At 44.6% G+C, this 1087-nt stretch carries 1 protein-coding gene and 1 pseudogene; both read left to right on the top strand.

Annotated elements, in window-relative coordinates; translation table 11 throughout:
• Positions 1-462 (top strand): annotated as a pseudogene (locus ACTHS3_RS14185) (subtype B tannase); the annotation flags it as partial.
• A gap of 251 nt (positions 463-713) precedes the next feature.
• Positions 714-1087: DUF2459 domain-containing protein (locus ACTHS3_RS14180; RefSeq protein WP_440368268.1), on the top strand; the 374-nt coding region annotated here is incomplete at its 3' end.

The following is a 1087-nucleotide window of genomic DNA, read 5'->3' as shown; positions in this document are numbered from 1 at the left end:
ACCGTCCGCAAAGGCAAAGTCGTCTCCGTCGATTTCGATGCCTACGCCAAAGCCGCCGGCCGCCAAAAAACACCGCCCGCCTTTGACGGCGTAGATTTAAGCACAGGCGAAAACCAACTCTTCGGCACCAATACCGTCGACAAACGCCACTTCACCGCGTTCTCCATGCAACACAACACCGCCGCTAACGCCGAAATCGCGGATGAAGAAACCATCAAAATCATGAATCCGCTCAACTACATCGGCAAACCAGGCGTAAACCTGCCGCAAAACTGGCGAATCCGCGTCGGCACTAACGACCGCGACACCTCACTGGCAGTCTCCGCCATCTTAGCCGCCAAACTGCAAAACAACGGCCAAACCGTCGACTACGCCCTACCTTGGGATGTCGGCCACAGCGGCGATTATGACTTAGACGAACTGTTTGCCTGGATGAAACAAGTCAGCAGCTCTACAAAATAAGCATTCGCAACATAGATTGAGATGAGATTTAGTATCCCGTTTTAATTAAAGAAAGGCCGTCTGAACATTTCAGACGGCCTTTCTTTTATTTAAATTAAACAACCATTTTTATCATTAGTCGCAAGATACCATCTATTCATTTCTAATGAAAAAAGTACAAATTTAATGGAAAATACACACCTTCAAACTCAATTACTTTTAAAAAACGAATGCGCTCCTTCCTTCACATCCTCAAAAAAATCGGCAAAATAGTGCTGATCATCCCTATTTTTGCCCTATTGTATTTTTTGTCTGCTTGGATGATGGCTTCATTGCCGCTTAATGAAGAGCAGCCAAAAGGAGACATTACGTTATTTCTAGTCAGTAACGGCGTGCATACTGATGTAGTCATGCCGCTGAAGAATGATATTTTTGATTGGTCGAATGTCGTCAATCCAAAAGACACGCTTTCTACTAATCCTCAAATAACGCATATCGGTTTAGGCTGGGGGGAACGCAATTTTTATTTATACACGCCTGAGTGGAAAGATTTGACTTTCTCCAATGCTTTAGGTGCATTAAGCGGGCTGAACCGTACGCTGATTCATGTTACTTATTATCCTTTTGAACCACGAGAAAATAGCCA

It is taken from the genome of Neisseria sp. P0009.S007 (genome assembly GCF_051962515.1).
This window is presented reverse-complemented; position numbering and strand designations above follow the sequence as displayed.